Origin of the sequence: Fervidicoccus sp., assembly GCF_049967375.1 — an archaeon.
Taxonomy (GTDB): domain Archaea; phylum Thermoproteota; class Thermoprotei_A; order Sulfolobales; family Fervidicoccaceae; genus Fervidicoccus; species Fervidicoccus fontis.
Window position 1 is genome coordinate 26,770 of the sequence record NZ_JBMFSV010000005.1, and the last position, 21,360, is coordinate 48,129.

21 protein-coding genes and 1 tRNA gene are annotated in these 21,360 nt (G+C 38.9%); 8 read left to right on the forward strand and 14 right to left on the reverse strand.

All coding sequences use genetic code 11. From position 1 onward, the window contains the following. The first annotated feature begins 100 nt into the window (after positions 1-100). A complete protein-coding gene (gene rgy, locus ACP5SL_RS01770) occupies positions 101-3,868 on the forward strand; it encodes a reverse gyrase (RefSeq protein ID WP_428228097.1) in 3,768 nt (1,255 codons plus the stop codon). A 19-nt stretch (positions 3,869-3,887) separates the two neighbouring features. On the opposite strand, the gene ACP5SL_RS01775 is transcribed toward rgy, so the two are convergent. From ACP5SL_RS01775 to ACP5SL_RS01785, 3 genes are all read right to left on the reverse strand, one after another. Continuing rightward, a complete protein-coding gene (locus ACP5SL_RS01775; RefSeq protein ID WP_428228098.1) occupies positions 3,888-4,163 on the reverse strand; it encodes a DNA-binding protein in 276 nt (91 codons plus the stop codon). Positions 4,164-4,344: 181 nt separating this feature from the next. Then, on the reverse strand, positions 4,345-5,670 hold the full coding sequence (locus tag ACP5SL_RS01780; protein ID WP_428228099.1) for an MgtC/SapB family protein: 1,326 nt from the start codon (positions 5,668-5,670) through the stop codon (positions 4,345-4,347). A gap of 442 nt (positions 5,671-6,112) precedes the next feature. After that, positions 6,113-6,802 (reverse strand): HAD-IB family phosphatase, encoded by a 690-nt coding sequence (locus ACP5SL_RS01785; protein ID WP_014557854.1) that lies wholly within the window; start codon positions 6,800-6,802, stop codon positions 6,113-6,115. Positions 6,803-7,245: 443 nt separating this feature from the next. On the opposite strand from ACP5SL_RS01785, the gene ACP5SL_RS01790 reads away from it, so the two are divergent. Then, positions 7,246-8,313 carry a DUF711 family protein gene (locus ACP5SL_RS01790; RefSeq protein WP_014557853.1) on the forward strand — a complete coding sequence of 356 codons (1,068 nt, stop codon included), beginning with the start codon at positions 7,246-7,248 and terminating at the stop codon, positions 8,311-8,313. 17 nt (positions 8,314-8,330) lie between these two features. On the opposite strand, the gene ACP5SL_RS01795 is transcribed toward ACP5SL_RS01790, so the two are convergent. Then, complete coding sequence (locus tag ACP5SL_RS01795) at positions 8,331-8,765, reverse strand: CoxG family protein (RefSeq protein WP_428228100.1); 435 nt, start codon at positions 8,763-8,765, stop codon at positions 8,331-8,333. Positions 8,766-8,838: 73 nt separating this feature from the next. Here ACP5SL_RS01795 and ACP5SL_RS01800 point away from each other — a divergent pair, with 73 nt between their 5' ends. Beyond that, the gene (locus ACP5SL_RS01800; RefSeq protein WP_193803695.1) at positions 8,839-9,381 is read left to right on the forward strand and encodes an NUDIX hydrolase; all 543 of its coding nucleotides are present in this window, start codon (positions 8,839-8,841) and stop codon (positions 9,379-9,381) included. Between the two features lies 1 nt (position 9,382). On the opposite strand, the gene ACP5SL_RS01805 is transcribed toward ACP5SL_RS01800, so the two are convergent. The 3 genes from ACP5SL_RS01805 to ACP5SL_RS01815 form a co-directional block, all read right to left on the reverse strand. Beyond that, on the reverse strand, positions 9,383-9,757 hold the full coding sequence (locus ACP5SL_RS01805; RefSeq protein WP_014557850.1) for a class II SORL domain-containing protein: 375 nt from the start codon (positions 9,755-9,757) through the stop codon (positions 9,383-9,385). Positions 9,758-9,857: 100 nt separating this feature from the next. Further along, positions 9,858-10,577, reverse strand: coding sequence for an archaeal proteasome endopeptidase complex subunit alpha (gene psmA, locus ACP5SL_RS01810; RefSeq protein WP_428228101.1), 720 nt, complete (start codon positions 10,575-10,577; stop codon positions 9,858-9,860). Between the two features lie 211 nt (positions 10,578-10,788). After that, positions 10,789-10,956 carry a hypothetical protein gene (locus ACP5SL_RS01815; RefSeq protein WP_158308305.1) on the reverse strand — a complete coding sequence of 56 codons (168 nt, stop codon included), beginning with the start codon at positions 10,954-10,956 and terminating at the stop codon, positions 10,789-10,791. Positions 10,957-11,417: 461 nt separating this feature from the next. Here ACP5SL_RS01815 and ACP5SL_RS01820 point away from each other — a divergent pair, with 461 nt between their 5' ends. From ACP5SL_RS01820 to ACP5SL_RS01830, 3 genes are read left to right on the forward strand one after another with little or no spacing between them, the layout of a single operon-like run. Continuing rightward, on the forward strand, positions 11,418-11,675 hold the full coding sequence (locus ACP5SL_RS01820) for a hypothetical protein (RefSeq protein WP_014557848.1): 258 nt from the start codon (positions 11,418-11,420) through the stop codon (positions 11,673-11,675). A gap of 18 nt (positions 11,676-11,693) precedes the next feature. Further along, positions 11,694-12,608, forward strand: a complete 915-nt coding sequence (locus ACP5SL_RS01825; protein ID WP_193803694.1) for an SPL family radical SAM protein — start codon at positions 11,694-11,696, stop codon at positions 12,606-12,608. Further along, positions 12,605-13,471, forward strand: coding sequence for a hypothetical protein (locus tag ACP5SL_RS01830; protein WP_272984989.1), 867 nt, complete (start codon positions 12,605-12,607; stop codon positions 13,469-13,471). Before ACP5SL_RS01825 ends, ACP5SL_RS01830 begins: the two co-directional genes overlap by 4 nt. Here ACP5SL_RS01830 and ACP5SL_RS01835 read toward each other — a convergent pair. Both ACP5SL_RS01835 and ACP5SL_RS01840 read right to left on the reverse strand, forming a co-directional pair. After that, positions 13,468-14,766, reverse strand: a complete 1,299-nt coding sequence (locus ACP5SL_RS01835; RefSeq protein ID WP_148683604.1) for an MFS transporter — start codon at positions 14,764-14,766, stop codon at positions 13,468-13,470. The two genes, ACP5SL_RS01830 and ACP5SL_RS01835, sit on opposite strands and share 4 nt — an antisense overlap. A gap of 102 nt (positions 14,767-14,868) precedes the next feature. Continuing rightward, a complete protein-coding gene (locus ACP5SL_RS01840) occupies positions 14,869-15,636 on the reverse strand; it encodes an SDR family NAD(P)-dependent oxidoreductase (RefSeq protein WP_158308304.1) in 768 nt (255 codons plus the stop codon). A gap of 214 nt (positions 15,637-15,850) precedes the next feature. Between ACP5SL_RS01840 and ACP5SL_RS01845 the strand changes: the two genes are divergently transcribed. Continuing rightward, on the forward strand, positions 15,851-17,443 hold the full coding sequence (locus ACP5SL_RS01845) for a DUF2070 family protein (RefSeq protein ID WP_428228102.1): 1,593 nt from the start codon (positions 15,851-15,853) through the stop codon (positions 17,441-17,443). Positions 17,444-17,513: 70 nt separating this feature from the next. On the opposite strand, the gene ACP5SL_RS01850 is transcribed toward ACP5SL_RS01845, so the two are convergent. From ACP5SL_RS01850 to ACP5SL_RS01870, 5 genes are all read right to left on the reverse strand, one after another. Then, positions 17,514-17,690, reverse strand: a complete 177-nt coding sequence (locus ACP5SL_RS01850; RefSeq protein WP_014557842.1) for a hypothetical protein — start codon at positions 17,688-17,690, stop codon at positions 17,514-17,516. A gap of 280 nt (positions 17,691-17,970) precedes the next feature. Continuing rightward, positions 17,971-18,591: a Maf family protein gene (locus ACP5SL_RS01855; RefSeq protein ID WP_158308303.1), complete on the reverse strand. Its 621-nt coding sequence runs from the start codon at positions 18,589-18,591 to the stop codon at positions 17,971-17,973. Between the two features lie 139 nt (positions 18,592-18,730). Then, positions 18,731-19,615, reverse strand: coding sequence for an ABC transporter permease (locus tag ACP5SL_RS01860; RefSeq protein ID WP_428228103.1), 885 nt, complete (start codon positions 19,613-19,615; stop codon positions 18,731-18,733). Positions 19,616-19,621: 6 nt separating this feature from the next. Next, positions 19,622-20,635 (reverse strand): ATP-binding cassette domain-containing protein, encoded by a 1,014-nt coding sequence (locus tag ACP5SL_RS01865; protein WP_428228104.1) that lies wholly within the window; start codon positions 20,633-20,635, stop codon positions 19,622-19,624. Next, positions 20,628-21,131, reverse strand: a complete 504-nt coding sequence (locus tag ACP5SL_RS01870; protein ID WP_014557838.1) for a PadR family transcriptional regulator — start codon at positions 21,129-21,131, stop codon at positions 20,628-20,630. The genes ACP5SL_RS01865 and ACP5SL_RS01870 overlap by 8 nt, the downstream gene beginning before the upstream one ends. A gap of 113 nt (positions 21,132-21,244) precedes the next feature. On the opposite strand from ACP5SL_RS01870, the gene ACP5SL_RS01875 reads away from it, so the two are divergent. Then, positions 21,245-21,318, forward strand: a tRNA-Val gene (locus ACP5SL_RS01875). Positions 21,319-21,360 lie beyond the last annotated feature (42 nt).

The window sequence follows — 21,360 nt, forward strand, 5'->3', positions numbered from 1 at the left end:
CTTTGAATACTTTAATCTCCTCCTTAAAAACCTAAGCAACTATCTACATTTATCATTAGATGCTAAGATCATAAATCTTCTGCAAGTGGTGCTGGGCTTAATGATAAAGGCTGTATTTCAAAGTCTATGTCCAAGCTGCGCAGGGCCGATTTCATCTTATAGGTTGAGTTTGGGCGTGCCTTGCAATTCTTGCCTTCCTTCTTCAAAGCTGGATAATATGGAGGATATTTCAAAATATCCTCTAGAAAAAAAGATAAGGCTTATTTCAAAAGCTCTTTCGGATAATCCTCAGAGTGCATATCACCTCATGCGCGATACATTTGAAGAGCTTGAAAGTTTCGAAAAGTTGTTCAGAGAGAGTACTGGGAAAAACATCTGGAGCCTCCAGAAAACATGGGCTCACAGATTGCTTCTTGGGGAAAGCTTTGCAATTACCGCTCCTACTGGAGTGGGAAAGACCACGCTCTTGCTCCATTATGCCGCTTATCAGTTGAAGAAAGGAGAAAAAGTATACATTCTAGTCCCAACGGAATCCCTCCTTAACCAGACTGAAGAAAAGCTTAAGGAAATATGCTATAAGATGGGGATCGATGCGGAAATCGTAGTTTATCAAAGTAGAGCTAGTAAGAAGAAAAGGGAAGAAGTATTAAAAAAGATAGCAGAAGGTAAATTCGGTGTTCTTATAACAACAACTAGTTTTCTTTCAAGGCGCTATGATATATTGAAAAAACTGAAGTTCGACTTGATAGTAGTAGACGATGCAGACTCTCTTCTAAAGAATTCCGTGAACATTGAGAAAGTTTTAGTCCTTATAGGCTTCGACGAAGATGATGTGAAAATAGCTGAGAGGCTAATTAAGTGTAGAAATGAGCTATTCTTTTACCTTGGGACAAATAACAAGGAAAAAACAGAAAATTTGAAAAAAGAGTGCGAAGAGCTAGAGGTGTCTTTGGAAGAAGCAAAAGCGAAAAAGAAAATTGGACAGCTTGCTGTTGCAAGCGCTACAGGAAGGCAGGCAGGATCGAAGCCAAAGCTTTTTAAGGAGCTTTTAGGCTTTGAAATAGGTGGCATACATGATTATATGAGGAACATAATAGACTCATTCTACCTATACAAGGAGGATAAAGAGCTAATTGAAAAAATTAAGGAAATAGTGAACAATTTAGGAAGCGGAGGTTTAATTTTTGTCTCAAAAGACCTCGGTGTAAATAGGGCGAAAGAACTGGTAAAGGAGCTGGAAGATGAAGGAATAAAGACATCGCTCGCCACAGCTGGTAAAAGCGTTATTAAAAAGCTGGCTAGAGGGGAAGTTCAAGTCTTAGTGGGCGTTTCAAGCTATTACGGCGTCATAGTCAGGGGGATCGACCTACCTGAGGTCATTAAGTATGCGATATTTGTAGGCGTTCCAAAGAATAAGATGCCGTTAAACTCAGCACTATTCAGCCCAAGAAGGCTTTTGCAGGCTTTAATATACATTTCTGATAAAGACGAAAACATCAAGGCTAGATTCGAAGATTTGCAGAGCAAGATTAATAAGCTAAACCCAGGGGAGCAGTTTGCATTGAGGATTGCGCTTCAGAAAGGTACAACTAAGCAACTCAGTGGATGGCTCGGAGAAGTTGCAGATGTTATTCTTAAGACCATTTCTGAAGTTACTATTAAGCTTGATAGCATTATTCCAAGAGAGAAGGGGGCAGTTCTAAACTTAGGCACTTCATTAATAGAAAGAGGAGAAGATGGTTCGCTCTATTATATAAATCCTGACCCCTTAACATACATTCAGGCAAGCGGGAGGACAAGCAGGTTTCTGAACGATAAAATGACGCTTGGCTTTTGCCTAATTTTCGAAAAGAGTAAGGAGTACCTGGAAGTGTTTAAGAAAAAAATAGGAAACTATGTTTACAGCTTCGATCCAAAGGAGCTTAGCTCGATAAATCTCAAGGAGATATCAGAAAGGCTAATTCTTTCTAGAATGGGAAAAGACGGATCAAAAAGCTTCAAACCAGCAAAGTCCATAATGTTTGTAGTTGAATCTCCGCATAAAGCTAAGACAATAGCTGGATTTTTCGGAAGGCCGGCAAAGAGAAGGTTCGGATCAGTAGTTGTGTATGAAATACCCATTGTAGACCAAGAGACCCTTGAGACGTACCTCGCAATGATTGTTGCGACAAAAGGTCACTTGTTCGATTTGGTCAGCGATAACAACATAGGAACGTACGGCGTAATAAAAGTAAATGAAGAATTTATACCTGTATACGCTCCCATAAGCAAATGCCTGAGTTGCGGGAGGACATTTGTAAGTTTGCATAACAAATGCCCTTACTGCGGTGAAAGCTTCAAAATAAAATCTTCAATGGAGACCGTTCATGTTCTCAGAAAAATTGCTATGGAATCTGAGGAAATATACATAGCCACTGATCCCGATGTTGAGGGAGAAAAGATAGCATGGGATGTTGAGATGGCTATAAAGCCATACAACAGCAAAATCATAAGAGCAGAGTTCCACGAGGTAACGAGGGAGGCAATATTAGAGGCAATTAGAAATCCGAGAAAGATAGATGAAAGTCAGGTCTCCTCCCAGATATTGAGAAGAGTAACCGATAGGTGGATCGGATTCCCTCTCTCAAGCAGGCTTTGGTCGGAGTTCCAAAAGCCCTGGCTTGGAGCAGGAAGAGTGCAGACGCCAACTCTGGGATGGATCATTTCCAGACATGAAGAATGGAAGAATGCACGAGGCTATTGGGTAAGAATTCCACTCATCAACTTATTCGCTGTGAAGCTGTTTAAGAAGGATAAAAAAGAAGCTGAAGATCTCAAGAATGCGATAATTAAGAGCGGATCCTTGAAAATAGATTCATATGAAATATACGAGCAGCAACTCCTTCCTCCTCCGCCTTATACTACTGATGAATTATTACATGATGCGAATATGGTTTATGGCTACGGAGCGCAATTTACAATGAAACTTTCCCAGGATCTTTTCGAGGCGGGGCTCATTACATACCACAGAACGGACAGCACTCATGTTTCTAATAAAGGAATTCAAATTGCAAGCGAGTATCTTTCAAAGGGCATCGGTAAGCCTGAAATCTTCTATCCAAGGAGTTGGGGAAGCGAGGGGACGCATGAAGCTATAAGGCCAACCAAAGCGCTGTCTGCTAGCGATCTAAAGAAAAGCATAGTTGATGGTACACTAAAAACTTACATTAATGTCACCGAGGCACACATTAAGCTCTATGACTTAATATTCAGAAGGTTCATTGCGAGTCAATCAAGACCATCGGTGGTTGAGAAATTAAAGCTGAATCTATCAATCAGCTATAATAGAGAAAAAGAGGTTTTTGAGAAAGAACTTATATTAAGGGAGAAAGAGACAGGCTTTTACGGCCTGCTTTATAATATTAATGAACAAACTCAAATTGCTGACTATATAAAAGAGGGAAGGATCCCTGTCGACGTTAGTAAAGTTGAGATCTATAGAGGCTCTCTTATTCCATTGTATACTCAAGGGGAAATAGTAAAGTTGATGAAAGAGAAAAAGATTGGAAGACCCAGCACTTATGCAAAGATCCTAGATAGCCTGAGGAGGCACGGATATGTGGTAATTTCAAAGAAGAGGAACTTTGTCATACCTACGAATACAGGAATAAAAGTATATCAGTACTTGAGTAGCAATTATAGCTCGCTAGTTAGCGAGGAGACTACAAGGAAGCTTGAAGAAGATATGGATGCTATAGAGGAGGGGAAGGAAAGCTATCTTGCACTGCTGGCTAAATTGTATGATGCTTTGACAAGACTTGGGTTGATCTCAGAAGTGGAATTAACAGCAGAAACACCGGTAAAGATCATGGATGAAGCTCTTATATAAAGGCTAGTAGTACAGAAGGTTATGCTGAATATGTTAGTTTTATCTCAATTGTAGGGAAGTACCTTCTCCCTGCTTTTTCAGTTCCAATATTTACTGACACAAGCTTTATAGAATCCCCTATCCTCGCCTTAACTTCGTTATAGACATCAATTGCTTTTTCGATAAAGTCCCCTCTTCCTTTAATTACAACTACTTCATTCTCAGTGATGTTTCTCAAAGCCACAATTACTCTCAGCGCATATTCACTTACGTCCTTATTACTTACAATTATCGTTTCTGCTAGCTGTTCACTCATACATAGCACCATTAAATTTTCTAAATAATGTTAAATTATATCCTATTTTAAACTTATTTCTTGCTGTAATGCTGACTTATCCGGTTCTATCAAAAAAGCGTTTTCGATTCTATTAAGAAAACAGGAGAAGGAATTCTTAAGGATTCCTCATATAAAAAACACTGCTCAAAGATAGAAGCAATTAAAAATAGATGAATATGAGTGAGAGGATTATAAGAGCTATGCCAGACGGTATAGATGAAACCAGGACCTCTTTAAGGGCATCTTTATCATCGGTGGTTATTTTTGCGTAAATTATTTTATTCAGCATTGCTGCGCCCATTGATAATAGAGACGCGCTCGATATTATTTTTATTGATACAGTAGAACCTAGAGAAAGCAGAGAAAGAACTGTAGCGATGGAGCTTGCAAAGCCGCCTATGAATGATGTTATAAAGAGGGCATAGCTTCCAAGATAGTAGTTTGATACCTTAACCAAAACGAAAATTAAGATATAAAGAATGACTCCTCTCGTTGCAATTTTTACTTCCAACGGGCTTGCAAGATACAGTACTTTTTCCCCACTTTCCTCAGCTTTCTTTTCCCTTCCAGAAAGAGTATATGTTAAGTATAGAATCATAATTGAGAGTAATACACCTGAGATTATGTATCTTGCAAATATTTCGTATCCATCAGAAATGAGGAATGGATACGCGCCTATTAATACTGTGAGAGCAGTCCTTATCACCATTCCGCTGTTATTAATAGACGAAAGCTTTGCCAATTTTTTTCCTTTTACCCCAATTTTTAATATATTCATTAGCGTTGCTTCACTATTGATAAGTCCACCAAGTAGTGAAACGGCAAGAAGGCTCTTCTCTCCTTTAAGCTTATAAGCCATATAGCTTATGTAAGAGATTGCTAAAATAAGCGTAAAGAAAATGTACACTCCTTGAAGGTTTAGACCATAAATTTCATAGTTTGTCGCATAAACGAAAGGACCAAGTATGAAGATAATCATCCCAAGCTCAAGACCCGCAGTGAGTTCATCATACGAAAGCTTTTCCAGAGAGGCGGTTATTGCTCTCTTAAACGCCAAAATTCCTGCTATGAGAAAGGTTAAGCTCATAGAAAGAATATAGTATCCATAGCCAGTGAGAAATCCTATGATGAATGTTAGGAAGAAGACGAAATATGAAGTCAATCCCGCTATTTTCAGTCTGTAGAGCCTGAAGTATATGTAAGATACCATCAAAATCGTGACGAAAATAGCGCCAGAAACGGTTAAAACCTCATTTGCAAAAGGGCTTACGGAGATCTTGTCAGAATTAAGCAAGGCAAGTATAGTTCCTAATATGCTCATTAGTCCATATGTCCTTACTCCAGGTAGCTCTTCACTTTCAATTTTATCCTGCTTCTCCATTCCAACTTTATACCTTTCTAGTCCTAAGAGACCTCCTTCTAAAAATGAAATAATGAGGGTGGCAAGCATATCAACATCGCTTGAATTAATGCTGAAGCTGAGCATGTTTTCATCCTTTAAATTAAGCTTTATCAGACGGGATTCAAGGAATCATCGCCGTTAGGCATCTTCGATAGGGCAGTCATCATCTTCTAAAAGAGTAGTTAAAAATTATCATTTCTCCACAGATTTAAACCTTTCTATCTTTTTAAAATCAGACGGGGATAACAGCATCATCGCATTACGCTCATCCAATTAGATCAAGCTCATCATTTTTATAAAATTTTCTGAATACTTATTAATTAAATTGAGCTGGTTTTAAAAAGAGAGAAAACCGGCTTTGAAATAAAAAGCGCTCAGCAACACAGGCCTGCATCACTTTTCAGCAACATTTAATTCATCATAACGCTACTTTTAATTTATACTTAAAGGCTTAATTATTTTTCACAGAATTTTATAAGCCAAGATCTAAGTTTTTGTTATTTTTTATTTAATTAAAAGTACACAATTAGAAATCCTCGCACAAAATTTCCCCTGCTTCATATAAATTAATTATTTTTTCAACTTCTTCCACATTTTCAGCTACTGCACAGACCTTCATCTCAGAAAGCTCCTCTTTTATACCGTTGTATAGAATGCTCAATCCAGATTCAGTAAACCCTTCCTTATCCCAAGCGCTGTCTCCTATGAAAGCTGTCTCTTTCTTAATAATATTCAGCTTTTCCCTGATCCTCCTGAGAATTTCTCCTTTTTTGCCGGCAGGCACTAAAGGGATCCCGCCAGGGACTAACCTTCCATTTGAATCGAAAATTAGAATGTTTGCAAACCAAGTAACATCTTCTCCTATCATTAAGGCAACCTTTCTGACAAATACATCTATTCCTCCGCTGAGAAGTACGATCTTTTTTCCACTTTGCCTGAGCCTTTTAGCAAGATCTACAACTTCTACTTTAACCTTTATGCTTTGAAAAGCTCTCTCTAGATCCTCTTTGCTAACATAGCCTTTTTTTGAGCCCCTTATCCAAGATAGCGTATCTAAGTACATCCACTCATAGTAGCTAATTTTTCCGCTGATGAAAAGCTGATAATTCTGTATATTTTTTTCGGTACCTAGAAAAGAGCTCACGGTATCCCAGCTGTTTCTGTTTTCTAAAAAGACGCCGTCTACATCGAAGGCGACCAGCTTGACCTTATTCATAACTCATCTCCTCATTTATCCGATCCATGTTTTTATTACAACTAAAAGCTCTACTGTTTATGGGATTCAAGCTTCATAGGGCTTGATATAGTTTGATACCGATCATTATAAACTTATATGAAAATCAAAACAGTTTGTCTAGGCGTGAATAGATGTTTAAGTATCTTTAGGAAATTACCTTTTATTTAAGCTTAGCGATCAGCTTTGCAAGGCGGTAGAGATTTCTATTATGGAAAAATTTGCATTAATGCTTACAACGAGTAAACCTCCTTCAACACTCAAAACGAATCCTTAACATTCCTGCTTTCTCTATGAATGAAAGATGTAAGCTCAAAGAGATTAAAAGAAATTTTCGATTTATGGATAAGAGAGTCAGAATAAAATCAAATCATATCTTTATTAAAATGCTTTATTCTATAAGAAATATAAATTGCTAGAGAGACGTGATAGATTTGAGAATAAGAGCTTTAACTCTTCACCTGAATTTGAGCAGAGAAAGAAAGGAAGAAGAAGCATTAAAAAATGCTGTATCTGACTTATACAGCGCGAAAGAAAAAATTGAGAAGGAAATAGGGTTAGAAGTTTGGTCGCTGAGGGTTTCAATTCCAATAAACTGGGAGCTGAGCGATAGTTCTATGGATGTGTTAAAAAAGGAGAAGGAAATCAAAGCCGTAATTTATACTTCTACTTCAGATTTGTTAAATGAAGAAAAAGTTTTTAGGGCTGTGAGCAGAGGCTACAATGCCGGCATATTCCTCAGGTCTGAAAGAGATCTTTCAAAAATATTAGATCTTATTTATAATTTATCGCTTAAGGATCCAGCTTTTTCAACAAGATTTGCAGTAGAAATGAGCGGGCTTGGGATAACGACGCCTTACTTCCCTCTTTCTATTCATGATTCCTCGGTAAAAGAGGATTATTTCTCGATCGCCCTTCTGTACCCAAAGGATGTTGAAGGCGGAGAGGATCTAAGGGCTGTTGAATTAGCAATAGAAAAAGCATATAGAAGCTTAAGTAAGTTCATAAGGGAAGGAATCGGGAAAAAGAAACTGAGAGGCATTGATTACTCTTTGAGTCCCTGGATGGAAGAAAGCGTAGGAAGGGCATTGGAGAAAATCGGAAGATGCAAGCTTAGTGATCTGAAGTGCATGAAAACAGTATATGAGGTCAATAGCATACTCTCTGATTTTGCTTCAAAACATGAAGGATTAGGTTTCAACGAGATCATGTTACCACTAGGAGAGGACAGCTATTTGATGAGTCTCGCTTTAAATGGGGAACTTACGATAAAGGATCTCCTCCTTTTATCTTATGTATGTGTCGCTGGCATGGATATGATTCCTGTAAGAGGAAAGAAGGAGCAGTTTGAGGATCTTTTGAGAGATATATATGCAGTTGCGAGAGTAAAGAGAAGGCCATATGGAGTGAGGCTGATTTATATTAATGAGGACTTTAAAGATAAGGAGGTAAACTTAGGCGACTTCGGAAAAGCCCCAATATTAAATTTGTGATTTATTAAAATAAAAAATCATTTAGAAATTTTTTGCTCAATGCATGAGAACATCTGCTTGATTAAGTCATTGGATGTGCTTTCTATTATCTTACCAAGAGCAGCGATCATCCCGCCAAGCTTCGCTTCAGCGTGATATTCCAGAAGAGTTTTTCCGTTGTCTGCATCGCTTAAGGTTATAGTTCCCTTTGTTTCTATAATATTTCCAGATGTTCCGCTTTTTATATAAAAGTCGTATGCTCTTTCTGGCTCTTTTTCCAATATTTCTCCATCTACATCAAAAGTTCCTGAAACGCTTCCTATTTTGAACCTCACCTTTCCTGAGAATTTCGAGCCCTCAGTTCTCGAGGAGATCACATTGGGAATGCAATCTGAAAAATTTCTCACATCTTTTAAAATGCTCGCGACTTTTCCCCTATTAGCATTAACTATAAGGGAGTTCTTTATTATCACGTTTTTCACCTAATAATTTTTTATTAAATTAATTTAATATTATTTTAATATTTAACTTTTCAAGGTGAAAAACATGAATGATTTTTTAGAAATAAGCAAAGAAGAGCTTATCTATTCTGGAATTAGAATTAATGTCAAGAAAAGAAAATATATATACGAAAATAGTGAGTTTGAAAAAGAAATAGTAGAGTTTGGGAAAAGCGCTGCAGTTCTTCCTATTAATGATGACAGGATAGTCCTTATAGAGCAGTTTAGGTACCCTATAAATAAGTGGATAATTGAGATCCCAGCCGGAAGGGTAGAGAAGGGTGAGGATCCAAGAAACGCAGCATTAAGAGAGCTAAAGGAAGAGACTGGATATACTGCGGGGAATATAGAAGAAGTAGCTTCCTTTTTCGTATCTCCTGGTTATTCAGACGAGCTCATGTATCTATATATTGCTGAAGATTTGAAGAAGTCCGAGCAATCTCTTGAAAAAGGTGAGTTGATAAGATTGAAAGAGCTCTCAATAAAAGAAGTTAAAGAGATGCTCAAAAAAAGAGAAATTACTGATGGAAAAACTCTGCTTGCGCTTTACTATTATCTTTACTATTATTTCGATAAATTTGGTATCTGATTCACTCTACCTTAACTTCCTTCTTCCCTTCCCATACTCCATGGAGGTTGCAGTATCCTAAAGCATAAATAGTACCGCTCTTCTTTAGCTTTAAGGTCAAAGTTATTATTGGCTCAGAATATTCCGGCTCAAATTCCACTGTTGCTAAATGGACTGGATTGAAAGCCCTCCCTTCTTCAACGAAGTATACAGTTAAGCTCCTAATGAAATGAGATACCTGATTAGGGTGAGGACCTACGGAGATCTTAACTGTAAAAGCCTCATTTGCCTTAACAGATTCGGGGGCTTCTATCTTAGGAGTATGCGTTTCTACTTTTGAAATTGCCTCTCCAGATGCCTGCTCTGGTGAATAAATATATTCTCCAAATTTTTTCATTTTAATTTCACCAAGAATTTAATGTGCAAAATTTAAATATAAAATATTTATTATATATTCTCCAAATTGATTTCACTTAAAAAACAATTTTAATAAAAACTCAGATTTTCTTTATGTAATCCTCTATTTCTGGCAGAGTAAGCTTTCTGAACTCCTTCTTTTCAGCCAAAATTATTCCGACGTCGAAGTTCTGAGCCTTTAGGTCTTGGTCGCTTGACTCCTTCAGCACTTTCAGAGCAAGTAATATTCCTTCCTCTAGGCTCATGTCCTTCCTATAGTTCTTTTCCAGCTTTTCCTCTATCTGAGCCTCTCCTCTTCCCATGGATGTTGCAAAGTATCCAAAGTATTGTCCTGCTGGATCTGTCTTGAAGAGCTGTGGACCAGAAGAATCTATACCTCCTATCAGAAGAGAGACTCCAAAAGGCCTCACTCCACCATGTTGCGTATATGCCTGCTTTAAATCGCTTACCTGCTTAGTTAAATACTCGATTGGAATTGGTTCTCCATAAGTTAGCCTGTGAGAAACCGCTATTTGTCTAGCATACTCTATCAGCACTCTCCCATCTCCGCCGAAGCCAGCAAAGGTCACTCCTATGTGTGTGTCAATCATGCTTACCTTTTCAATGCTTACGACATCCATTAAGCTCTTTGTAACAGCTTTTTCCGCGGCAAGAACAACTCCTCCTGGCGTTTTAATTCCTACAGTGCTCCATCCTTGTTTTACTGCTTCAAATGCATATTGCACTTGATAAAGCCTTCCATCTGGTGAGAATACAGTTAGTGCTCTATCATAACCCATCATTGCGGGCGAAAATGCCATAGTACATTACCTCTTTTTTTACATATTCTTTTCTTTTTGCGGTTAATATATAGTTAATACAATAAAATATTTAAAATTCTTCTTTTCTTTCGATTAAAAATCTTAAGTTTGAAAGGTCAGCTCGTCGCGAGAAAAACATCGGTTTTAACCTTCTTCCCCTTCTTGGGACGGCTACATCATCCCTTTTTATTGAAAGCTTCTCAAGTGATAATTAATAGGATTTAGCGCCCATTTGTACATCTAGACGATACTGTATATGCTTGCGCTTGTGAGCTACCCTGTCTTTAATTGTGGGGCTTCCAGCGCTCAAATAGGACTTCACGCTTCTAGTCTTCTTTGAAGGTTCTAAGGGCTCACCTTCCCTTTTCGCAGGGGGCATCCCCAGATTTTAATTGTAAAACAAAGAATTTTAAACCTTTGCCCATTCATTTTCTCGCTAAAATGAGAAATTCTCTGGTCGTTCATCCAAGTGCTTTGTTTTAAAAATTTTAGAAAATTTAAATATTTATTAACTTACTAGGAAAGCTTATAAAAAAGAAGGTGTGAAAAACGCAGAGCAGCTTATTTGAAAGGCTAAACGACAATGAGTTTGTAGCTTTAGCAATTGGCGCTATATCTGTTGTTGTAGCTCTATACACAAAATTCTCATATTATGGAATAATAAGCGTCCTCATAGGTTTTCTGCTCCACGAGCTTTCCCATAGGTATTTCGCTAGGAGGGCAGGTTGCTACAGCAGATTTGTTCTAGATCCTTTTGGGCTCATAATAACCCTAATTTCGGCAATACTTCCTTTCGGATTCCTAGCTCCTGGATATGTTGGTATTTACTGCTTCGGCATTATGCTGAGCAAAAGAGATAATCTGAACATAAGCGCCTCCGGAATTACAGTCAATCTAATTTTGGCTATAGCTGGACTTGCTTTCTCGTACTTCTTCCTTCCAGCTTTCTTCATAAATTTCTCAATAATCAACACATGGCTCGCGCTTTTCAACTTAATACCATTCGGTCCGTTTGATGGCGCAAAGATATTTAAAGCTGATAAGAGGGTATGGGTTGTTCTGTTCGTTACATCACTATTTTTGTTCTTCTATGTTTGAGCTCGAAAGTGAAACGGAATGGAGAGGAGCATATATCCCTTCTCAATATTCGATCCTTGGCAGAGCAGCTTGTGCACGTGCCCAAAGAAATACTCATTGAATCCATATACAGGTTGCTCATTCGGTTGCCTATACTGCTATGCTAAGGGATACATAGGGAAGAGAGAGAGCACCCCAAAAAAGGACTACGTCAAGCTTTTGGAGAGGTCAGCTAGAAAGCTTAACAGAGCGTTGCCAGTGAACATTGGGACGAGCAGCGATCCATATCCTGATATAGAACAAAAATTTAAACTCACAAGAGCTTCTCTAAGCATACTCATAAATATGAACTTTAAAGTTCTTATAACAACGAAGGGAGGAGAGCTATTGTTGAGGGATGCAGACCTAATGAAAAAAGGAAAAGTAGCTGTTACTCCTACCGTCACAACTTTGAATGAGGATCTTGCAAAAAAGCTTGAGCCGATGGCACCAAGTCCGAAGGAAAGGATCAGGGTAATGGAGGAAATGAACAAGAACGATATCCCATTAGGTGCAAGAGTAGATCCTATAATACCCGGGCTAAACGACGACGAGAAGGAGCTAAAGGAGCTTGTTAATGCGCTGGCTGAAGCTGGAGCGAGGCTTATAATAACTTCAACTTATAAGGCTAGATTTGTAGATTTTAAGGACATGATTAACGTTTTTCCAGATATGAGGGAAAAGTGGAAAAGGCTCTATTTTGAGGAAGGAGAAAGGATTGGAGGATATATGTACTTAAGCAAGAGCTTGAGGGAGAGGCTTTTAAAGCCTGTGGTCGATGAGGCAAAAAAGCTTGGCCTTGAATATGCTACATGCAGAGAAGGGCTAACTTCTCCTGAATACTTCAAAGCCAGATCCTGCGATGGGACGCATCTTACGGAAATGGGAAAGAGAAGTGGAAGTGAGCAAAAGTGAAGAAAATCCTGATCGCAGGTCTTCTTCCTTATGATTCTGGAAAGACGACATTTTCAATCTCGCTTATATTACATTTAAGAGATATGGGGATAAAAGCTCATCCATTCAAACCGGTGTCATCGCACAACATATTTACTCAATCCTCCTCGTTCAGCGAGAGCATAAATATGAAGCTTCTAGCTGGAGGCGATGCGCTTCAATACAAGCATGCTTTTGACTTTGATATTGATATGCTGAAAGCGACGAATCCCCTAGATCTCCTTCTGAGTCCTACAGATCCCTCAATTTACCTCAAGAACTCAAGGCTTCCAAGTTATTATGAAGATCAGGAGAACCTCTTTAAACTGGTGAGCCTAATGAGGATAACTGAGTGCAAGACCATGAGTGCAAAGCACTACTTTATAAGAGACAACACTGATCTTTTTCCTCCTAGCTTTAGAAAGAATATAGAGCATCTTTCCTCAATAACTGAAGCTTTGCCTATAAGCTTAGATGAAGCTCTCAAGATCCTAAGATCGAGGGAGCTTGAGGACAACTTTGATATTTGTCTGGAGAGGATCGGGAAAGGTTTCAATACTATCATTGTAGAGTCTTTCAGCGACTCTCTCTTCCCGTACTTTTCCTCTCTGAAGGACTCTTCAATGATAATTGTAGTCTCTCCAGGCAGGGCATTTGCCTATTTCGATGAAGAAAAAATGAAAAAAATAAAGGAACTGAAGGGTATTCCGAAGGGATCCCCAAGAACGATGTACTTAATCAGCAGATATGAGCCGGATCTTGATGAAGCATTAGACCTTAAAGACCCGTTAAGCTCAAGCTCAAAGCTTTTAAGCGAGATCTCAAAAAGGATTGATGGAAATTAAGCTCTTGCAGTTTCATCGAGCGGCTTTTTTGCAGTCTCCTTTCCCCTTATCAACCATACTGAAGATGCAAAAAGCCCTAATATCCATACTGCAAAGTTGATCTCAAGCATAGTGCTTGAGTCCAAGTATCCCATTATGCCGACATCGATCGTATTTAAGAGCCATGCGAAAGCAGTTATTGCTCCAGCAGCAGATGCCCTCATCCCTGTGGGGAAAAGCTCTCCTTCTAAAGTTGCCTCGGAGCCATAAACCCATTCGCAGAATATCATGTTGAGGAAAAGAACAATTAGGAAGTATGAAAATTCCTGAGATATTGCGGAGAAATATATGAGCAAGGCAGTAGCAGAGCCGAATATGAATGAGGCAAAAAGGGAAAGCTTTCTGCTCCTATCTATCAGCCAGATGAATGGTATAGCTCCTACAGAAGCTCCTATGTTTGATATAGCTATAATCAATGGAGCGGTGTTCTCTCCAAATGGAAAATTCTTAGAGTATGGTACATAGTATGAGGGGAAGTTGTAGTTTATGGCCTGTGCAGCTACGATGACTGCCAAAATAAAAAACCTCAGGCTATACTTCCTTATAGCATCTCCAATCCCCACTCCTCCCTCTTCCGAGGTGATTATACTAATGTTGGGAAACTTCTCCGCTATTTTTTCAGCCTCATCTTTTCTGTCCTTCAGAACAAGCCATCTAGGAGACTCTGGTATGTGTAGCCTTGCAAATAGCACTACGATAGAGAGAAAAAGCGCAGAAAACAGCGTATAAAGCAAAATTGTATTTAAATCAGTTGTCAGCTTTGAGTAAAAGAGCGAGAGGAGAGCAATAACAGCAGCCCCTACGTTCCAGAAGTTCAATGCGAGCATGAGCATCTTTCCTCTGTGGTCATCAGGCATAAATTCTGAAAGTGCAGCATATGAGGGACCTGTCTCAGCTCCAATTCCATAGTTGATTATTGATGTTAGAATTGCGGCTTCAATTAATCCTATTTTTTCTGCATATGAGAATGCGATAAATGCGATCGTTGAAATTGTGTAGATGCTGAGAGAAGTTATCAACCCTCTCCTCCTTCCAATTCTATCAGAAACCACTCCAAAAGTGAGAGAGCCGAGCATGAATGAGGCGGAATTCAGCATCAGTATTAAAGATGCATATGGTAAAATGCTTGGTATGAGGTAGAGTGTTGTAGGTATCAAAGAGAAAAGAACCCCATCTAAGAAGAAACTCATCGACACAATTGCAAATATTTCAAGATGATTTCTGTTGAGGGTCGATGTACTTTTTGAAGCGCTCAAGATACCACCGGGATAAAATAATCATCATAACTAAGTTATCAGTTTTTTAAAATATTTTAAAAATTGTTGAACGTACAAGAAAAATTAGTTAATTAAAAAAAGTTAGGTTATGGAAATTCCTCCATCAACAACCACTAAACTTCCAGTTATATAAGAGGACTCGTCAGAAGCGAGGAATGCAACCGCATTAGCTATCTCCTCAGGACTTGCAAACCTTCCTAGTATTATCCTCTGAGAATTGATCTTTTTGAACTCTTCTGGGGTGAGCTTCAAATTCCTAGCAGCTCTTTCAATCATAGGGGTGTCAACCCATCCAGGAGCAATCGCATTCACTCTAATTTTGAGCTTTCCAAGCTCCACCGCAGATACCTTAGTCAGCATTATAACTCCTGCTTTTGAGACGCTGTATGGCATTGCTCCAGCTAGGGGCATTATGCCTGCAACGGAGGCAATATTGATAACAGATCCCCCACCTCTCTTTGCTATATATGGTGTAGCATACTTAGTCATGAGCCAGACTCCTTTGAGGTTTATGTTGAGTACTCTGTCATATTCTTCAACGCTCAATTCTAGCAAAGATTTGCTTGGGGGCTCAATTCCCGCATTATTTACTAACACATCAATTCCTCCCGTCTTTTCTACCGCATTTTCTATCCCTCTCTTTACGCTTTCCTCATTTGATACGTCAACTTTGAAAAAGTAGGAGCTTCCCCCCTTGCTGTTTATTTCTCTTACTGTAGATAACCCACCTTCTTCAGAAACATCGAATATTATAACTGTTGAGCCTAGAGAGGACAGCTTTTCTGCTATAGCCCTTCCAATTCCACTGCCTCCCCCAGTTACTATTGAAATTTTATTTTTAAGACTCAAAATTTCCACCTTGTTAATAATAATCGGACCTTTTGATAAATAAATTTTGTATATTTTTTGATTCAGATTTTTACTTTAAAAAATAAATTTATGCAAAAAAGAAACGTTTTTTGTTACATCATGCTTAATAAAAACTTAAAATTTTTAAACAATATTAACTATTAATAATAAAATTCTAAAGGAAAGATTGAAAAATAGGATATCGTGCATCGATATGTCAAGAGTGTTTGAAAGCTCTTATAAGTTACTTTTCGGCTTTTCAGCAAAAAAGCTGTCAATAGCTTCCCTGGTAATTACAGTTGTTATCTCATATTTAAGAGGATCACTCGTATATTTTGGGGAACTGGCTTTTGCTACTGGGACACTTTACTTTTTCAGGACTCCATTTTTGAGCTTGAAGAAGATAATATACATTTCATCTATAACAGTTGGATTTGTAGCGGCTTTCGAAACAGTACTGCTCAGACCGCCCTTCACCTTTTTCCTCGCTATACCGGTAGTCACATCCCTCATTTTAGCAATTATCGATCCGAAATCAAAGTCATGGATAATACCCTTTATTCTTTCCTCTCTTATTTACTACAAGATTAGCATGGAGGCGATGATCACGAGTCTTTTACTAGCTATCGGTATCCCTATCCTCAGGTTCGCATTTTCCAAGATCTCCTATGGAATAGATCCATTCAATCTTTTCAGTGCCTTCCTTTTCTCAGTATTCGGAGAAGGAGAACAATTTGAGGAGGAGCTAAAAAAAATTGGGGAAGAGAAGGAGGTAGACATCCATCTGTTCAAACTACATGGTGAGAAGAGCAGAGCTGTCGCTGTTGTTTCAAACGTTCATCCAGGTCCTTTTAAGGGGGTGAGCGGTGCTAAACTCATAGACTTTATCAATTCTGAGGTTGGAAAAAAGGGCTACAAGCTTCTCTTCATGCATGGAGTCGGTAGTCATGAAAATGATCCTGCTTCTTCAGAGGATGTGAAGAAAATAGCTGAGATTATAGGGAGTAAGCTGGAGGATGGCGGGAGCCTCTGGAGAAGCGCGAATCCTTGCATTCCAGGACAAGGGATTAAGGGAGACGTCATGGTAACATCGCTACCGCTCGATCCTGGTCCAAATATTCACATAGTTTCAAAGGTAAAGTCCTCTATGGATGATATACCCTCTTCATTTGCAAGGATGATTAAAGAAAACGATATCTTAGTGGATGCCCAGAACAGGTTTGATGGCGATGTTCAATGGAGTGAGGAAGACCTTAAAGATCTAATTTCGCTCATCGATAACATCAAAAAGGAAAAATGCGAGGACTACTATATTGGAATAGGGAATGTAAGCATGGGGGATGCTGACAAAACAAGGAGCGAGTTCGGCCAGCTTGGGATATCTTCCTTGGTAATTTCCTGTTCCAATAAGAAAACGGCTTTGTTAATTTTCGATAGTAATAACATAAAAGTAGGAATAAGGGAGAGGCTCGTTGAAAAGCTCAAGGAGAAGGGTTACGACACAGTTGAGATAATATCCACTGACAACCATAGGGAGACTGGGGTTGGAAGAGGGTTTGGTTATAGGGTTGCGGGCGAGAGAGTTCCTTTTGAAGTAATAGAGAAAAAGGCTCTACAAGCTATAAGCATGGCTGAAAGTGATATGGAAAAGAAGAGAGTTGAGTACCTGAAGCTGAGAGTTAAGGCTAAATTCTTGGGAGAGAAAGGGTTCAAGTTGCTTACAAGCATAGCCATGAAGAGAAGCTACTTCGCTTCCGCAATTTTCGCATATATTATAATAGCAATGTTTCTTACCACGCTAGTTTAATCTTCTCAAGAGAAATTTTAGATTCTAAAAAGGAGAGATTTAAAAAAATAAAAAATTTAGAGGAAGTAGTTTATTTCTTCTGTTGAAGCTTCTCTGCTTCTGCCTTGCTAAGTATCCTATATATCGTAATCCCAGTTTCTGGACTCTTTCCTCTTACTGCAACTCTACCGTTCTTTAGAGTAACTACTTCTGGATTGATTAGTTTGACTTTCTTTCTCGCTTTTACATCAAATGCTTCGAACTCCATAATTTACACCTTTTCTGCCCGTATGGGCTTTATTCGTGAATATCATATATGCTTGAGCATATATAAAGCTATTCATGTTTGTTTGAGGCGTTTCTCTTTTAAAATGTATAGATGTTAAAAGGATTTTTCCTAAATCTTTGAAAATTAGCTTTGGAATTAAGCTAGTTTTTTAAAATTTTTAAGGAAAAATCGGTATTACCTTTTTTCTAACACTTTCTGCAAATTTATTGAAAATTTTGCTTTGGTCTTTTCGGTAAGATTTTTAAAGTTGAATATGGTATTACCCTCTTTTTATTGCCGCAATCCTAGACTTTATACCATTGGAAAATAAATCGTAGCCGTACTTAGCAAGAAGAGCATACACCAAACCTATAGGAAGACCTATAACATTATAGAAGTCTCCCTCTATCGATTCTATGAGCAGGGCTCCAAGACCTTGAGCTGCATAGCTTCCAGCTTTGTCCATTCCTTCTAGGGTCGAGGCATATTGTATGATCATCTCATCGCTCACTTTTCTGAACTTAACCTTTGTAGTCTCATGAGAGCACTCCAATGAGCCTGAATCCTTGTCTATGACGCATATACCTGTCAAGACATAATGATACCTTCCGTTCAGCTTTTTAAGCATTGATATGCTTGTGCTTAAAGAATCCGGCTTTCCGAGGATCTCCCCCTCTTCAGCAACTACAACTGTGTCTGCGCTTAAGATGAGAGAATTGCTTGGAGAAGCATCAAGCACGCTCATCCCCTTATTTTTCGCGTTGTTTAAAACAGTTCTTAAAGGCTCCTTCTCTATTATGATTTCTCTGTATTTAGGCTCAATTACTAGGAAATCAACTCCTATTTCCCTCAGGATCTCTATCCTTCTTTTGCTCGTTGATGCAAGCACGAGCTGCTTCAAAGCACCCACCTCTCAATATCGCATAAAGCTTTCTGGTACTGTATTAAATTTTGCAGACATTAGACACTAATTATTTGTAAATTAAGAAATATAAAGACGAGTTAAAATACAAAGGTTAAAAATTGATACTTTGAAAAGCTTATTCTTTTCTCAGCGCCCTATTTGCAGCTACTACACCGATAGTTATCAATGCAATAGCGACACCTGCTAAGATTACGAGATCCCTCATTATTTCTGCATAGCTTGCATAGCTTCCCATTATAAGTGCTTGCCTCATTATATCTGCAGCATATGTAAGCGGGTTGAACTTAGCAAATGTTTGAAGCCAACTTGGCATCATTGCCAAAGGCGTGAGGACATTGCTTGTAAACATAAGGGGAAGGTTCAAAAGGTTCATAACCGTCATCTGCGTCTCCCAGGATTTTACCCTTAGAGTTATTGATATCATCAGCATTCCTATGCCCATTGCAAAGAGCGTTATTCCAAGAGCTGCCGCTACAACTGCTGAAGCGCTTGCTATCTGAAGCTTAAGTCCTAATGGGATTGCTATTAATATTATGACGAGCACTTGAACTAATGCCTTAACAGTTCCTCCCAGAACCTTTCCTACTATTATGCTTCCCCTGCTTATGGGAGATGCAAGTAGCTTGTTCAGGTACCCAAGCCTTCTATCCCACGAAAGGCTCATACCCGTCTGAAGTCCAGCGAACAATGCTACAACTGCGGTCATTCCTATTGCCATATAAGAGAAGTAATCTATGTTCGCCTGACCGAAGAGATTTGTAAGTATGCTGTTGAAGATCTGCTGCACTGCTTGAGTTGCATATGGTGGGAGCGAGTTTAATATGTTTTCCGGTATTTTGAATATTCCCGTTAAGTTAAAAGCTTTTCCAAAGAGGCCCATCCAGAGTACTGGCTGGATCAGCATCATTATTACTACATGGGGCTTATTTATCCATTTTTTCAGCTCTCTATACGTTAGAGCATTTATCTCTCTGATCGTATTTCTAAAGTTGGACTCCAAATCTCTTCACCTCCTTCTCCTCATTATAGCTCTTTCTCTCCTAGTTTCTTCACTTGAAACCTCAGAATCCCTTATCCTCTTTCCAGTATACTGGAGGAACACCTCATCCAAGCTGGGCTTTTTAAGATCGACGCTCTTAATTTTGTAACCCTTTTCATATAGCTTAGTGATTATTTCAGGGAGCACCTCTTCCCCGTTTGCAGTCTTTATCCTTAGCAAACCGCTATCCCCAATAGATACTTCTTTAACGCTCCCATTACCGTTGCTTGAGAGAATCTTTTGAACTTCTTCTCTTTTTATTTGATCGCTTATAAGCTGTATTTCTATTATATCTCCTCCAAGCGAGTCCTTCAGCTCTTTTGGTGTTCCTATGATTTTTATCTCACCATAGTCTATAATCGCAACTTTGTCTGAGAGCTTGTCTGCCTCGTCCATGTAATGAGTCGTGAGGAAAATCGTCATATCTTCCTCCTTTCTTAGCCTGTTTATGTAGTTCCACACAGCAGTCCTCACTTGAACATCTAACCCAAGGGTGGGCTCATCTAAGAAGAGTATCTTCGGTCTGTGGAGGAGAGCAGCTGCAAGCTCAAGCCTTCTCCTCATTCCTCCCGAATAGGTTTCAGTCTTTTTATTTGCGAATTCCTTAAGCTCCATGAACTCCAGGAGCTCCTCCGCCCTCTTCACTGCAACGCTCCTTGGAAGATGGTAGAGAGATGCCTGAATCATTAAGTTGTCCCATCCAGATAGATCATCGTCTGTGACAACGTCTTGCGGCACAAGCCCTATTATGCTCCTAACCTTGTTCGCCTGAGTAACAACATCGTAGCCCCCTACTTTGGCGACACCTTTTGTAGGATTTATCAAAGTTGTGAGTATGCTTATCGTAGTAGTCTTCCCTGCCCCATTGGGTCCTAGGAGACTGAAAACCTCTCCATGCTCGACTTTAAAGGATATCCCCTTAACAGCCGCTATATTTCCTGGGTAAATTTTCCACAGATTTTCAACTACTATGTCATCCATTTTGATCACCTTCAAATATCTTTATGATCTTTTTCCTAGCATCATCTAGAATTTCGGTGACCGCCTTTGCCTTTTCCTCATTTATTTCAGAGGAGTACAAGTGAAGCGTCCCAATAAGCTTTTTTAAAGAGTTGAATATTGTGTTATCTTTGAGAGATGATACTTCTCTGATTTTTCTTAGGATCGCCTCAACTTCTTCTCTGTTTTCCTCTAGATACTTCTTCCCTTTCTCAGTCAGCATGTATATTTTCTTGTTGCCTATTGCCTGAGATTTGACAAACTCGACCTCTTCGAGCATCTGAAGGGTGGGGTATACAATCCCTGGACTTGGCGAATATTCTCCATTAAAGTAAGACTCTATAGTCTTCATTATCTCATACCCGCTCATGCTTTTCTCTTCAAGAAAGTACATTAGGATCATCTTGAAGCCTCCCTTCTGCATTATCCTTTTGCTATCTTCAAAGATGTAATCTTCCTTTTTCCTTCTTTTAGGCAAAGGCGATCACCATTTCGATATATCTAGATATATCTAAAAGTTAATAAGCATTTCACATTTATTTTTGTTTGAGAAAATGTTTTTATAGGTCAATTTTTAGTTAAATCTTGTAGGGGCCCGTCGTCTAGCTGGTTAGGACGCCGCCCTGACGCGGCGGAGGTCCTGGGTTCGACTCCCAGCGGGCCCACTTCTCCTCTATATTATCGTGGGAAGCTATATAGAGGGGCTT

Bases quoted from the DNA above. Each gene is read 5' to 3' on its own strand.
- ACP5SL_RS01815 (WP_158308305.1), bottom strand. From the start codon at position 10,956: ATGCCCCCTGCGAAAAGGGAAGGTGAGCCCTTAGAACCTTCAAAGAAG.
- ACP5SL_RS01800 (WP_193803695.1), top strand. From the start codon at position 8,839: ATGAATGATTTTTTAGAAATAAGCAAAGAAGAGCTTATCTATTCTGGA.
- ACP5SL_RS01785 (WP_014557854.1), bottom strand. From the start codon at position 6,802: ATGAATAAGGTCAAGCTGGTCGCCTTCGATGTAGACGGCGTCTTTTTA.
- ACP5SL_RS01850 (WP_014557842.1), bottom strand. From the start codon at position 17,690: ATGGAGTTCGAAGCATTTGATGTAAAAGCGAGAAAGAAAGTCAAACTA.
- rgy (WP_428228097.1), top strand. From the start codon at position 101: ATGATAAAGGCTGTATTTCAAAGTCTATGTCCAAGCTGCGCAGGGCCG.
- psmA (WP_428228101.1), bottom strand. From the start codon at position 10,577: ATGGCATTTTCGCCCGCAATGATGGGTTATGATAGAGCACTAACTGTA.
- ACP5SL_RS01845 (WP_428228102.1), top strand. From the start codon at position 15,851: ATGTCAAGAGTGTTTGAAAGCTCTTATAAGTTACTTTTCGGCTTTTCA.
- ACP5SL_RS01865 (WP_428228104.1), bottom strand. From the start codon at position 20,635: ATGGATGACATAGTAGTTGAAAATCTGTGGAAAATTTACCCAGGAAAT.
- ACP5SL_RS01820 (WP_014557848.1), top strand. From the start codon at position 11,418: ATGCTGAGCAAAAGAGATAATCTGAACATAAGCGCCTCCGGAATTACA.
- ACP5SL_RS01805 (WP_014557850.1), bottom strand. From the start codon at position 9,757: ATGAAAAAATTTGGAGAATATATTTATTCACCAGAGCAGGCATCTGGA.
- ACP5SL_RS01780 (WP_428228099.1), bottom strand. From the start codon at position 5,670: ATGCTCAGCTTCAGCATTAATTCAAGCGATGTTGATATGCTTGCCACC.
- ACP5SL_RS01825 (WP_193803694.1), top strand. From the start codon at position 11,694: ATGGAGAGGAGCATATATCCCTTCTCAATATTCGATCCTTGGCAGAGC.
- ACP5SL_RS01775 (WP_428228098.1), bottom strand. From the start codon at position 4,163: ATGAGTGAACAGCTAGCAGAAACGATAATTGTAAGTAATAAGGACGTA.